Origin of the sequence: Jannaschia seohaensis (assembly GCF_900116765.1) — a bacterium.
GTDB classification, from domain to species: domain Bacteria; phylum Pseudomonadota; class Alphaproteobacteria; order Rhodobacterales; family Rhodobacteraceae; genus Jannaschia; species Jannaschia seohaensis.
Genome location: NZ_UETC01000002.1, coordinates 651,492 through 664,111 on the forward strand (window position 1 = coordinate 651,492; position 12,620 = coordinate 664,111).

Below are 12,620 nucleotides of genomic sequence, written 5' to 3' on the forward strand. Positions count from 1 at the left end.
TCCGCGGTGACGATGTGGAATATTCAGGGCCAGCCGCGACGCGGGGCGCACGCGATGCCCGGCGCGGGCTGTCCCGCTCCGGAAAGGCTACGAAGGTGACGCAGGGAGGTAAGGGGGCGGGCAAGGCGCCCGAAGTAGACGCGGAGACGTTGCGCGATCTGCATGCCGAGATTGGGGATCTCACGGTCTGCCGTGACGCATGCGATCGGCTCGTCCGCGGAGATCTGCGACAGCAGGCCGGGCTGCGTCGGCGCATCGCCCACGCCGCTATCGGTACTCTCGACAGGCCGAAGAGAACCTTGATCGTGAGACAGGCTTGGACCGCGGCGTCCGAGAAGGTCTGCTGACGCCCGCGCTTGCCCGAAGGCGTCGCGTGCCAGGCCATGCCAGGGTCGAACCAGACCGTCAGCGACCCGCGCTGACGCAGTGCGGCGTTGTAGGCGGGCCAGTTCAGGGTGCGGTAACGAGTGGGTGCAGGCTTGGGCATGCCGCCAAGCTATGTCGCTGGATTCGCGATGTGAATCCCTCGTGGCAGTTGCGCAACAAGGCCGTTCAACGCCACAAAGGGTGGAGTTGACCCGTTTTCACGGACAGGTTTCGGGTTTGGGCGTGGCCGTCGGGGCACGGTCGGGTTGATGGGCGGCTTCGAACTCGGCGGGTGACAGGTAGCCGATGGACGAGTAGCGACGCGACGGGTTGTAGAAGCCCTCGATGAAGCGGAAGACGGCGATCTGGGCTTCGGCCTTCGTCGCGAAGCGGTGCCGGTCGATCAGCTCGCACTCAAGGGTGGCGAAAAAGCTCTCGCACATGGCGTTGTCGAGGGCGTCGCCCGCGGTCCCGGTCGATGGCCGGATGCCTGCCGCTCGGCAGCGATGGCCGAACGCCCAGGATGTGTACTGGCTGCCCTTGTCGCTATGGTGGATGACGTCCTTCGGCTTGCGGGAGGCCACGGCCATGTCGAGGGCGTCGAGCACGAGCCGGGTCTTTAGATCGTGGCTGAACGCCCACCCGACGATCCGTCGGGACCAAGCGTCGAGAACGACAGCGAGGAAGAGGAACCCTGCCGCGGTCGGCACGAACGTGATGTCTGCCACCCATAGCCGATTGGGCCCATCCGCGGTGAAGTCCCGGCGGACCAGATCCCCAGCCGAGGTATGTTCCGGGGCCGGGACTGTCGTTGTAACGGTTCTTCGCCTGCGGCTGACACCCGCGATCCCAGCCTCGCGCATCAGCCGCGCCACGCGCTTGCGCCCGACCTGGACGCCTTCGGCCCGCAGCTCGGCGTGGACGCGCGGTGCACCATAGGTCTTGTGTGAGACGGCGTGGATGGTGCGGATACGGCGAAGAAGGGCGGCATCGCTTCTCTGCCGCTTCGATGGCTGACGGCTGCGCCACGCATAGAAGCCGGAAACTGAGACCCTCAGCACGCGGGCCATGACGCGGATCGGACGCACGGCCTGGTTCGTCCGCATCAGCTCATACGCCCGTTCGGGCTCGCCGCGAACCAGGCCGTAGCCTTTGCCAGTATGTCCCTCTCTTGGCGGAGCTGGCGGTTCTCACGACGGAGACGCGCGAGTTCCTCGCGCTCGGCTGCCGTCATCACATCAGGTCGCGCACCGTCCTCGGCATCGGCGCGACGGACCCAGCCGGCGATCGATGCAGCACTCGGCTCGAACTCGCGCGACAGCTCCTCGGGCGTGCGACCAGATCGAACCAGATCAACCATCTGGCGTCGGAACTCCGGCGGATAGGCAGGGCGGTAGCGGGTCATCAGGAACACCTCCGGCTGAACTCTCAGGGTGTCCGTGAAACAGGGTCAACTCCAGGGCTTCGGGTTCATCGAACCGGAGACAGGCAGCAGGGATGTGTTTGTGCATATCAGCGCTGTCGAGCGTTCCGGCCTCACTGGTCTCGCTGACAACCCTAAAATTTCGTCTGACGTGCGGGCCGGCTGGGACGGACGAGAGAAAGCAGAAGACCTGCGGCTCGTTTAATCGAGCCAGATCGCGATCTGTGGGGCGGTGCTGGAGCGATCCGGCCCGCCGTTCTTCTTTTTCAAGGGTCTGGGCCCCGATGAACGGTAACGAAGTCCGCAGATCAGTCTTTGCCGCTGCACTGGATGCCGCATAGTCGGTGGACGCGATCACCGTGTCGGTCGGCTACGAGGACCCGGCCGCCTTACGAAAGGTGTTACGCAAACTGACCGGGATCACGCGCAGTGACTATCGCGCGCGGTTCGGGCGCGCGCGGTTCGGGATCAAGGCCTGAGCGCCGGTCAGCGCGCGGATCGTCTCGACCTCGGCTTGGTCGTAGGGGGTTCCGTCGGGGTGAAGCAGGTCGTGGAACCATTCGTCCCCGGTCGTGCCGCCATGGGCCGAGACGAGTGCGGCGGGCCAAGGCAGGTGCGTCTGCGTCCGGCCCCGCACGAGGCCCCATTGGAAGCAGCCGACATCGCGCTCGTGGAAAAGGGGCAGCTGGTCGGCAATTCGGCTGCCCACGGCGCGGGCCATCCATTCGGTGCAGAGCATCGGGCGGTTCAGCGGCTCCAGGTAGTCGATGAAGCGCTCCACCTGCTCGGCGGCCCAATAGGCATGGAAAGTGACGATGTCCGATAGAGCGAGGGCCGTCCGGTCGATCTCCGTCTGGTAGGGATGGGCGTCCTCGCCCGGCAGGGGCGTCACCCAGGCAGCGACGCTGAGGGGCTGCTCCGGCGCTTCGGCGCGCGCCCAGTCGAACGCGGCCTCCATCAGCGACAGGGAGGCAGGCTCGAGCCCTGCGTCGTACATGGTGAAGCCGCCCGCGGAGAACTCCATGCGGTTGCCGGGCTCGTTGTATAGGTCCCAGAAGAGCACGCGCGGGTCGGTGCGGAAGGTGGCGATGATGTCGCGGACGTAGCGCTCCAGCGCGGGACGTGCGGCGGGGTCGCGCACCGCGGCGCGTCCTGGGGCGGCGATCGCGCGGCTGTTATGGACGCCCGGCACCGGGTCGGGCTGCCTGGCCCAGACGGGCTCCGCGCCGCCAAAACCGCAATCGTCGAAGAGGGTTGGGACGGTGCTAATCCCGTGGCGGTCGGCGACCGCCATCAGTCGGTCGAGCCGGTCCATCAGCCCGTCGCGGTCGTGGTTCCAGACCAGCGGATGCAGGTTCACGCGGATCGCGTTGAAGCCGATCGCTCCGGCCCAACCGAGCTCGCGCTCGATAGTGGGCAGGTCGAAGGTCGCGGCGTGCCACATCTCCAGGAAATTGACGGCCGAGGACGGCAGGAAGTTGAAGCCGCAGGTCCAGGGCTTCGACCGTCCCCAGTCCCGCGCATCCGTCTCGCTCCAGCGTGTCATTGGCACCTCCGGGTGTCTGTCGGGCCACCCCACTGGGAGGTCGGGCGGCCCGGGTCGCCGATCAACGGTCCAGCAGGTCCTGGACTTCCACCTCGGCGTCCGAGAGCGCGGCCGAGACGTCCTTGCCCGTCAGCCAGATCGCCTGAAGCTCGCGGTTAAGCACGTCCTGGATGGCGCCGTAGCGCTCGGACGGCGGGGTGTCGCGGGCGATGGCGGCTGTGCCGGCATATTCGTCGCGATGGGGCAGCGACGTATAGGCGTTGCTTTCGACCACGGAGGTGCGGACGGCCATGTGGCCCGTCCGCGCCCAGTCGATGTTGTGCTCGTTGATGAAGGCCAAGACCTTCAGCGCGGCCTCACGATCGGCGCCCTCAAGCGTAGACGGCATCGCCCACATGTGGCTGTCAGCCCAGGTTGCGCCGATCTCGAAGAGCGTCGGGAAATCGGCCACGTAGTAGTCGTCGAGCGCGACCTCCTCCTTCGCTGCCTCGGCAGTGTAGAAGTCCACAACCCAGGTCCCGTTGACGAGGATCGCGGCCTCGCCGTTCAGGAAGGCCTGCTGGCTGTCGGCGTAGTTGAGCTGCGGGTTCGCCAGTTCCGCGTCGAAGAGCTGGGTGATCGCGGTGACGGCGTTCTGCCCCGCCTCAGTGTCGATGGTCGCCGTGCCGTCCTCGGTGAAGATGTTTGCGTCCTGCTGCCACATGAGCGCAAGCACCAGCCGCACGCCGATAGGGAACTGGGCGAAGTCGGCGGCGAGGTAGTCCTGGCCCGTCGCCTCTTTCACCTGCTGGGCGTGGGCGAGCAGCTCCTCGGGCGAGGACGGCAGGACCGGCACGCCGTCCTCGACGAGGCCCGCGGCTTCCATCAGCTCCATGTTCACGTGCCAGAGGTTGGCGTGGAAATCCATCGGCACGCCGTAGATGCCCCCGTTGTAGGTGACAGCCTCGCGCGCCGTCTCGGACCAGTCAGAGGCGTCGATGCCCGCGGCCTCCAGCTCGCCGGAGATCTCCGCCAACGCGCCGATCCCGGCGAACTCGGGGATGCGGTGGCGGTGCATGACGAAGACGTCCGGGGCCGAGCCGCCCGCGAAGGCCGCCTTGACCTGGTCGTAGTAGTTGCCCCAGTCGGTCGGCAACGTCTCGATCGACACGCCGTCGATCTCCGCGTCGGCGGCGTTGATGATCGACTGGATGATGCAGGCCTCGCCCGTGGACGTGGTCGTGTCGGTGCCCGCATCCTCGCAGGCGCCGAAGAAGCGCGCGAGCGTGATCTCCTGCGCGGGCGCGGCGCCCGCCAAGACGGTGAGCGCGGCGGCGGTGAGCATCAGGTGTTTCATCGTATTCCTCCCGTAGTTCTCGTTGGTTATCCCTTGGACCCGCCGACGGTCATGGCTTGCACCACGTAGCGCTGGAAGATCAGGAACAGGATGACGACCGGAAGCGAGGCGATGACGCCCGAGGCCATGACCCGGCCCAGGCCTTCCGATTGCGCGAAGTTGGATTGGATGGAGGCGAGGCCGAGCGTGATCGTGAAGTAGTCCCGGCTCTGCGCGCTCACGAGCGGCCAGAGATAGTCATTCCAGGCATAGAGGAAGGTCAGGATCGCGAGCGTCATCATCGCGGGCCGCGCCAGCGGCAGCATGATGTACCAGAAGATATGGAGGCGGCCCACGCCGTCGATCAGTGCCGCTTCTTCGATGTCTTTCGGGATGGCCTGGAAGAACTGCATCATCAGGAAGACCCCGATCGGCACCGCCATGCGCGGCAGGATCAACGCGTGGTAGGAGTTGTGCCAGCCGAGATCCGCGAACATCGTGTAGAGCGGGATGAAGACAGCCTGCTCGGGCACCATCAGGCCGACGAGGCAGATCACCATGACGGTCTTCTTGAACGGGAAGTCGAGCCGCGCCAGCGCATAGCCCGCCGTGGTCGAGACCAGCAACACGCCGAGCGTCATGCCGACCGCCACGATCAGCGAGTTGAGGAACCACCAGGGCGTCTGGCCGAAGGCGAAGAGGGCGGCGTAGTTCTCGGCAGTAAACGGGATCGGGATCAGCCCGAAAAAGGTGGTCGAGGTCGTCCGCGCCAGCACCTCGTTGGGCTGGAAGCTGAGCGAAACCATCCAGAGCGTCGGCACAAGCCACAGGAAGGCCGGGACGGCGAGCGCGAACACGAGCCAATAGTAGCCGCGATCCATCAGGATTTCTCCCGCCCGACGGCGAACTGGATGAGGGAGAAGGCCCCCATGATGAGGAACAGGAACACCGCCATGGCCGAGGCGCGGCCGAGCTCGCTGTCACGGAAGCCCGTCTGGTAGATGTAGCGCACCAGAACCTGCGTGCTGTCGTTGGGCCCGCCCTGAGTCATCAGATGCGCCTGCCCGAAGACCTGGAAGTGCAGGATGATCTGGAGCACGACGACCAGCGTGATCGTGCGCTTCAGGTTGGGCAGCGTGATGTACCAAAAGGCCTTGACGCCGGTCGCGTCGTCGATGGCGGCGGCCTCGTAGATGTCCTTCGAGATGTCCTGAAGCCCGGCCAGGAACAGGATCATCGCGATGCCGAGCGACCACCAGATCGTGGCGATGACGATGGCCGCCATGGCGAAGCGCTCGTCGGTCAGCCAGTTGATCGGCGAGGCGCCGAGGACGCCGGTGACGTTGGCGATCAGGCCCTGGCGGGGCGAGAACATGATCTGCCAGATCAGCGTGACGACCGTGACCGACAGAACCTGGCTCAGGAAGAATAGCGTGCGCAGCGTGCCCATCGCCCGCGTCTCGCGGTTGAGGCAGGCGGCGAGAACCAGCGCGGTGAATGTTACGCCCGGCACGGCAAGCGCGACGAAGAGGATGGTGTTGCCGACTGTGGGCCAGAAACGGCGGTCGTACCAACGGCCCTCCTCGTCCGGATGGAAACCGGGCAGGACAATGAGCAGGACGGAGACGACGGCCAGGACCACTGCGTTGAACCGGGCGATGCGTCCCGTCAGGTAGGCCCAGGCCGTGGCGGCGAGGCCAAGCGCGCCGAGCGTCTGGAGCACCGGCGAGGCGAAGCCCCAGGCGATGTCGCGGCCCCACATGACCCGCTCGTAGTTGCGCAGGCCGACGAACTCCTTGGCGTCCGGGTTGAAGGCGACGGCCAGCAAATTCCAGTCGTGCAGGCTGATCCAGATGCCGCGGAAGAACGGGTAGACCAGGAACAGCGCGTAGGTGACGAGGAACGGCGCGAGCAGGATCAGCGCGGTTTGACGCTCGGTCAGCGGTCTGCGGGCCTTCGTCTGCATCCCGTCCTCCCAAACCGGCTGCGACTGTTGTGCTAAAATTATTAGCAATATTTATTAGCAGTCGCAAGAGGGATGTGAGGGACCATGGCGGAGAAGAGCGGAGCACGGGTCACGATGAAGGACGTGGCGGTCGCGGCGGGCGTGTCGCAGTCCACCGTTTCCTTCGTCCTGACCGGGGCGGTGGACATGCGGATCAGCCGCGAGACCCGCAAGCGCGTGCTCGCCGCCGTCGAGGCACTCGGCTACCGCCCGCGCGGCGCGGGACGGCCGCCCAAGCAGGCCGGCGCGGGCACGATTGGGATGCTGTTCGACGAGATCGCCACCAGCCCTTTCGCCGCCATCTCCATCGAGGGCGCGCAGGAGGAGGCGTGGAAGCGCGGCCACGTCCTCGAGGTCGCCATGACCGGTGGCGATGCGCGCTACGAGGAGGCGGTTCTGCGCAAATGGGCGGGCGACGGCGTGGTCGGCGTGATCTACGGCGCGATCCTGACCCGCGGCGTCACGCCTCCGGACGGGCTGGGCCGACACCGCGCGGTCCTGCTCAACTGCTACGACGAGGCGGGCGCGCTGATCTCCGTCGTCCCCGCCGAGCGCCGCGGCGGCGAGCTTGCGACCGCCGCCCTGATAGAGGCGGGCCACCGCCGCATCGCCTTCGTCTCGGGCGAGCCGTGGATGGAGGCCTCCGACCAGCGGATGGAGGGCTACGAGCGCGCGCTGCGCGCCGCCCGCATCCCCGTCGACCCCTCGCTGATCGTCGAGGGCAACTTCCTGCCCTCGGGCGGCCGCGCAGCGACCCTGCGCCTGATGGAGCGCGAACGCCCCGACGCGATCTTCTGCGCCAACGACCTGATGGCGGTCGGCTGCTACGAAGCCCTAAAGGAGCTTGGTGAGCGCCCCGGCGAGACCGTCGCGATAATGGGTTACGACGACCAGGAGATCGCCCAGCATCTCTCGCCGCCGCTCTCCACCGTGCTGCTGCCCCACCGGGAGATGGGGCAGTGGTGCGTCGAGCGACTGCTGTCGGTAGACGCTGCGCCGGTCGCAGAGCGGATGGCATGCCCGCTCGTGCTGCGACAGTCACACAAGCTTCGGGGCATTCGCTGAAACATTACAGTCGGTGAGGCCGTCCGAAAGAGCGGACCTTCGACAGGTGCCGATCACCGGCAGCTTCGTCCACTTTTCGGAAATCGACGAGCCTTCAAGTCTCGCTCGCGCAGCGAATGTCCGGTGAGCGGGATGCAAACGCAGCATTAAAGCATTTCGCCTGAACGCCGGGTCGTAAGGGATTCCCGCTCGCGCGTCTCGGTATGGTTCACTTCCGGGAGGGAGGCGGATTATGTCGGCACCATTGGCCCGAGAAGCTTCATGCAGCTCATCTTGGTTTCGATACGGCTGCGGCGGCGGTAGCGACGCGATCGGCGCGTCGGCGGGGATCTGCGACAGCAAGCCGGGCAGCATGAGTGCGTCGCCGACGCCACTGCCAGTGATCTCCACAGTTCGGATCTCCATGGCCGCGTCGTCGATGGCGAGGGGGACCTTCCGCCACACGCGCCGCTTGGCCCTTCCGTGCCTGCGCGCATGCCACTCGCCCGCGCCTCGGACCTCGAGGCCCGGGCTGTCTATTGCCCGGCAGGGCATCGCGCAGCGATGTCCCGAGAGGGCACGAGCAGGTGTAGCGGCGCGCCAGAGCCCCGTTAGGGCAGCTGCACCGCCAACGTCTTCTGGCGCCGGCAGAGCGTCGAGAAGTCCGGCACCGGCCAGTCGAGCCCCGCCGGCGTGAGCAGGCTCGCCATAAAGCCGGTCGTCTGCCGAAGCGGCAGGCCGAACAGGACCCTTATCGTCAGGCAAGCCTGGATCGCCGCGTCCGAGAAGGTCTGCTGACGGCCGCGCTTGCCCGACGGCGCCGCATGCCAGTCCATGTCCGGGTCGAACCGGACGCTCAGCGAGCCGCGCTCACGCAACGATGCGTTGTAGCTGGACCGGTTCAAGCTGCGGTAGCGGGTGGGCGCGGGCTTGGGCATGCCGACCAGCTATGCCGCTGGACTCGCGATGTGAATCCCAGGCAGGCTTTGCGCAACAAGGCCGACCCGTCCCGATCAGTCCTCCGCAGAGGGGGAAGACCGGAGAACGAGCCGAAACGAGCCGAGAGCGACGGCAGTGTCCAGGCTGCGATATTGTTCTCCGTAGAAATTCACGAGTATCCCGTGCTCAGCAGTCGGCGCAAAGACTGTGCAGGAGCCGCGGGCGAGCATACTCCCCTCTTCTCCGCGGGACACCATCACATGGCTGACATTGCCTGCATCGAAGCACACGACATAGCTGCCCTCCGCTCCACGCCCGGCAAGAACAAACGCATTTTCCGGAATTTCAGAGTCAAGAGCCCACTGCCCTGAATAGCTGGTCACATCGCCTGCAACTGCGGAAAGACCGGACATAAAGGACAAGAGCAGAAACGCTAAAGCGCCGGTTCTGATCGACATTCGAGCCCCCCCAGCCTAGTAAGTGATTGGAGCGTAGCAGAGCAGGATGGGGCGCACCAGATTTCTTGCCGCGAACTCTCAGCCCCATCGGCTTCCGAGCTTAGACAAAAAGCGTTAAAGAAACGTTAAGACTGGCGGCAACAGACTGGTTCGGCTCGGGTTCGGTCGGACGAGGGACCGGGATCATCGCGAAGTTCCCACGATCAAGCCGTCCTCTCGAGAAAGTGTCAGGCGACGGGTCGTCGACGCAATTTCATCTCCATCGCTGCGAAGCAAAGTTAGCAAGACCAGGGGGCCTTCCAGCACGTCTCCCAGGTCGATCGTTCCTCCGAAGCTGCGCGAGGCAAGCGGCATCAAGGGGCCCGTAACCTGGCTCGTCAGGGTGCCGCGCATCAGCTCTTCGCCCGCCTCGTCGAGCAGAACGTAGGACACGTCGGGCCGAAACAAGACGTTCCCGACATTCACCGCCTGGAGCGAGAGCGCATAGAGGTCTTCCTCCCCCAACGAAGAGACTGCGAGCGGGGCCAACTCCACGTCGGGCATGTCCGTGCCCTCAGGCCGCGTCACTTCGACCAAGGCGGAGGCCGCCCCCGCGCGCTGGCCATCTGTGTAGGTGGCCTCCAGCCGCAGTTCAGCATAGTAGTTCTGATGCTCCGCCGCCGCGTTCGGCAGGTTCGCCAAAAGGCGAACATTCCGCGACTGACCGGGCCTGAGCGTGAAGCGGGCGGGAGCGACTTCGATCCAATCTGCTGCCGAAAGATCCGCGCCCTTTAGCGTCGCCGTGGCCCTGTCGGCCATCTCGTCCGGTAGCGCGACGTCCACCGATACCTCGATCGGATCGATCGACGGGTTTTCGACCGAGATCATGCCGGTCCTGCGCGCGCCGGCCAGGTATTCGTACTCGAAGACCTCCGGCGTGACGCTAATATCAACATCGGTCACGAGACCCCGCACTTCCGGATGTCCGACGAAGTCGAACTCCCGCCGGAGCGGGACCGTTCGGCGGCCGTCGACGTAAAGCTCTCCCCGGAAACGATATTCGCCGGTCGGCAGCAGACGGCCGAGGTCTACCGGAACGCGCACACTCGTCTCAGGTAACAGCCGCATCTCCCGGATCGGCGCCCGTCGGATCTGCCGCCACTCGCCGGACTGGTCTTTGTAATCCACCCAGACATGTCCGCTGAACCGCGAATATCTTCCGCCACGATTTTCAACTAGCGCACCCACGACTGTCGTTTCCGGAAGCGGGTCGCCTTCTTCCATCGCGGCGCCGCCGCCGGAACTCGCGGGAAAGGCGTAGAACAGGCTGGCGTCGGTCAGCTGAACGTCCTGTCGGGCCGGGCGGCCTTCCGTTCCGACGATGATCGGGATGAGAATGCGGATGGTCAGACGCAATCCATCGGCACCCTCGGGCGGGCGCGCCGTCAGCAGGAGACCGGCGACATGGGTTCCACGTGCGCCGACAGGCACCTGCATCTGGGTCTCGAGGATCGAACGCTCGCGCACCTCGACGCGGACTTCCGGCGGGGCCGTGATCCAGGACGCGGCCGAGCGCGGAAGTAACTCGCCCCCCGCTTCGAACGGAACGACGGTGAAGGTCCCGTCAGACGCCTGCGCAAGCTGCACGACGTCCACCTCCAGGGTGCGCCCCTCCAACTGAGAAGTCCCGGTAATCTCAATGGGTATGTCCACGGTCACGCCGGGAGGCACCTCCCCCTCCACCGACAGCGGACGCACCTGAAATCCTTGCGCCAGCGCGCCGGATACGATCGGGAAAAGCGCGATAATGGTGAGGAAGAGGATCAGGGCGGCGCGCAAGTCACTTTACCTTCTACAGTTTCGGCCGCCGGCTGACTGGGCGGACCTGTCAATCGTAAGGCTAGGCAGGTGCGACTTTCAACGCCGCTCAATACGGCTGTATGATGATCTCGACATCGACGCTATAGGTGTCGGGCACAGGGAGGCCCGATGGGGCGTCCGTGAAAAGGGGCGCCAGATCGGCGCCAAGCGCGAAGAACGCCTCCCCCATGCTGGCATCGACGACGATCCGGCCCTCTGCTGTCTGATAGATCCGGCCCGTCTCGCCGGGCTTCCCGCGCCCGCCTGGGCCCCAGCGGCGTCCCTGATAATCCACCCAGTCCGGTCGGCCCGGTTCTCCGACCCAGGCGGGTCGGCCCGGGTCTCCGACCCAGGAGGGGGGACCGGGCTCGTTTCCTCCAGTCTGCCGGCCGCGTTCTGTGATCTCCAGGAACAACCGCCCGCCGATCCTGAAGGTGCCGTTCGAGAAGGCCGGCTGAAGATACGCGGCCGGTGCAGGCGCATCCGGCTGCCAGTTGGAAAACAGGGCCGTGACCACGAAGGGCATGTCCGCGGCCACCAGGAATTGGATGGTTCCCGTCGTCTCCTGATAGCCTGGCGGACCGCTCAGATCTTCGACTGTGTAGTCGACTTCGGTCTCGAGAAATTCGACGACGAGCCGGTCGCCGCGTGGCGGACCGCCGCCAGGACGGTTTGCCGCCACACCGGCGCGCCCCTCGTTGCCGGTCACATCAGTCGGACGATTGCCCTGACCGTGAACGGGCGTCGACGCGGCGACGCCGAGCGCGAGAAGCATCGCCGTGAGTGAGGCAGACTTCGACATGATCGACGCAGCTAAGCCCGGCGATGTATCGAGCGCAACACAGCCGCGACGCAATTGAATACGCGCGGACTGCAGTAGTTGCCCCCGACCCTCACGTCGAAGTCGTGACCTCAGCGATAGGTCAAGATTTGGAGACCGTAACCTCGACGTCGAGCGAGTAGATACCGGGCGCTGCCACGCCATCATCGCAATCGGTAATGTTGGGGGCGGCCTCGGTGTTCAAACCGTAGGTAGCAATGCCCCTCGGAAAGGCCGTGAGGCTGCCGCCAGGGGTCGGGGAGAAGGGGGCGCCATTGACGCCGCGCTGCACGTCATCGGCCGAGGCGGTGAACGGGTCAGGATCGAAAGAAACCGTGCCGCCGAATGCACACTGAACGTCCGTCGCGGCGTTGTAGTAATACGCCTGCACGACACCTGCGGGCGCGCCAGCCGGCAAAGCCGGCGTATCTGTTGCGCCCCAAGTCTTCCAGTTCAGCGCGATGTTGTAAGCGACATTCGCCGTTACCTCGAACGTTGCCTTGCCGTTTTCGGTCGCGCTGACGTTGTTGTTGGCGGCGACTTCAGATCCTGCGGAAATATCGAGATCGCCGATGATGCTGTCGGTATGGTCGGTGATCGCGAGATACTCGCCGACGGTGGCGTTCAGCGTCACGGTCTCGGTGTCGGTGAGGGATTGGGCGGTGGCTCCTGTGGCCAGAAGCACGAAGCCGGTGGCGGCGGAAGTCAGGAATTTCATATCGGGTCTCCGATGCTCGTAGCGTTGCTCAAGCGGTTTCATATGGGCGCGCAGCCATGCGCCGCCCGGTGGATTGTTTGTTAACCAAGAGAACGGCCAGAAATGGCGGGAACGGTGGCTGGAGGGAGAACCTGATGGCGATACCGG

Annotated in this window: 10 protein-coding genes and 3 pseudogenes; 2 read left to right on the plus strand and 11 right to left on the minus strand. The window is 65.6% G+C overall.

Features of this window, described 5'->3' with window-relative positions; translation table 11 throughout:
* Positions 1-280 precede the first annotated feature (280 nt).
* Together DTQ71_RS07880 and DTQ71_RS07885 are read right to left on the minus strand one after the other, a co-directional pair.
* Positions 281-487: pseudogene (locus DTQ71_RS07880) on the minus strand (transposase); the annotation flags it as partial.
* 97 nt (positions 488-584) lie between these two features.
* Positions 585-1,771, minus strand: a pseudogene (locus tag DTQ71_RS07885) (IS3 family transposase).
* Positions 1,772-1,799: 28 nt separating this feature from the next.
* Here DTQ71_RS07885 and DTQ71_RS07890 point away from each other — a divergent pair.
* Entirely contained in the window at positions 1,800-1,994 is a 195-nt protein-coding gene (locus DTQ71_RS07890) for a cold-shock protein (protein WP_109563708.1), read from the plus strand.
* Positions 1,995-2,222: 228 nt separating this feature from the next.
* On the opposite strand, the gene DTQ71_RS07895 is transcribed toward DTQ71_RS07890, so the two are convergent.
* From DTQ71_RS07895 to DTQ71_RS07910, 4 genes are all read right to left on the minus strand, one after another.
* The gene (locus DTQ71_RS07895) at positions 2,223-3,335 is read right to left on the minus strand and encodes a glycoside hydrolase 5 family protein (protein ID WP_109563709.1); all 1,113 of its coding nucleotides are present in this window, start codon (positions 3,333-3,335) and stop codon (positions 2,223-2,225) included.
* A 61-nt stretch (positions 3,336-3,396) separates the two neighbouring features.
* Positions 3,397-4,671: an extracellular solute-binding protein gene (locus DTQ71_RS07900; protein ID WP_109563710.1), complete on the minus strand. Its 1,275-nt coding sequence runs from the start codon at positions 4,669-4,671 to the stop codon at positions 3,397-3,399.
* Positions 4,672-4,697: 26 nt separating this feature from the next.
* The gene (locus DTQ71_RS07905) at positions 4,698-5,531 is read right to left on the minus strand and encodes a carbohydrate ABC transporter permease (RefSeq protein WP_109563711.1); all 834 of its coding nucleotides are present in this window, start codon (positions 5,529-5,531) and stop codon (positions 4,698-4,700) included.
* Positions 5,531-6,616, minus strand: coding sequence for a carbohydrate ABC transporter permease (locus DTQ71_RS07910; RefSeq protein ID WP_109563712.1), 1,086 nt, complete (start codon positions 6,614-6,616; stop codon positions 5,531-5,533). Before DTQ71_RS07910 ends, DTQ71_RS07905 begins: the two co-directional genes overlap by 1 nt.
* A gap of 84 nt (positions 6,617-6,700) precedes the next feature.
* On the opposite strand from DTQ71_RS07910, the gene DTQ71_RS07915 reads away from it, so the two are divergent.
* Complete coding sequence (locus DTQ71_RS07915; protein WP_109563713.1) at positions 6,701-7,720, plus strand: LacI family DNA-binding transcriptional regulator; 1,020 nt, start codon at positions 6,701-6,703, stop codon at positions 7,718-7,720.
* A 309-nt stretch (positions 7,721-8,029) separates the two neighbouring features.
* Here the strand turns inward: DTQ71_RS07915 and DTQ71_RS24130 are convergent.
* From DTQ71_RS24130 to DTQ71_RS07935, 5 genes and pseudogenes are all read right to left on the minus strand, one after another.
* A pseudogene (locus tag DTQ71_RS24130) lies at positions 8,030-8,637 on the minus strand (IS5 family transposase); the annotation flags it as partial.
* A gap of 75 nt (positions 8,638-8,712) precedes the next feature.
* The gene (locus DTQ71_RS23110; RefSeq protein ID WP_146204818.1) at positions 8,713-9,096 is read right to left on the minus strand and encodes a hypothetical protein; all 384 of its coding nucleotides are present in this window, start codon (positions 9,094-9,096) and stop codon (positions 8,713-8,715) included.
* Between the two features lie 183 nt (positions 9,097-9,279).
* Complete coding sequence (locus DTQ71_RS07925) at positions 9,280-10,914, minus strand: hypothetical protein (RefSeq protein WP_109563715.1); 1,635 nt, start codon at positions 10,912-10,914, stop codon at positions 9,280-9,282.
* A gap of 88 nt (positions 10,915-11,002) precedes the next feature.
* Positions 11,003-11,737, minus strand: a complete 735-nt coding sequence (locus DTQ71_RS07930) for a hypothetical protein (RefSeq protein ID WP_146204819.1) — start codon at positions 11,735-11,737, stop codon at positions 11,003-11,005.
* 121 nt (positions 11,738-11,858) lie between these two features.
* The gene (locus DTQ71_RS07935; RefSeq protein WP_109563717.1) at positions 11,859-12,473 is read right to left on the minus strand and encodes a hypothetical protein; all 615 of its coding nucleotides are present in this window, start codon (positions 12,471-12,473) and stop codon (positions 11,859-11,861) included.
* Positions 12,474-12,620: the final 147 nt, after the last annotated feature.